General features: G+C 70.0%; 1 protein-coding gene. It reads right to left on the bottom strand.

Translation table 11 applies throughout. From position 1 onward, the window contains the following. The coding region (locus GJQ66_RS12355; protein WP_230379580.1) for a hypothetical protein at positions 1-230 on the bottom strand (230 nt) is incomplete at its 3' end. Positions 231-287 lie beyond the last annotated feature (57 nt).

Genomic DNA, 287 nt, shown 5'->3' with positions numbered 1-287 from the left:
AAGCTCGTCTCGTCGGTCATGGAGTGTGTCAGCTGGTGGTGCCAGTGCCGGGCCTCCCGGGACTCACCGAGGTGGAGATGGTGAAGGTGCAGGCAGTAGGCGGCCGCGCGGTTGCCGGCGCCGGCGGCCAGCTGCCACCAGAACTGCGCGGACTCGGGGTGTCCGGTCAAGCGGAGCAGGCAGGCGTAGACCAGCGCTCCGGCGACGTCCACCTCCTCTTCTTCCACCACCGGAGGGTTGTGAGGGCCGGTCGCTTCGGCCTCAGCGAGCTGGCCGACGTGTCCGGC

The organism is Microbacterium sp. ZXX196 (assembly GCF_009709595.1).
In the GTDB taxonomy this organism is placed as follows: Bacteria; Actinomycetota; Actinomycetes; order Actinomycetales; family Microbacteriaceae; genus Microbacterium; species Microbacterium excoecariae.
Note: the sequence above shows the minus strand (reverse complement) of the source record. Positions and strands in the feature narration are given on the sequence as shown.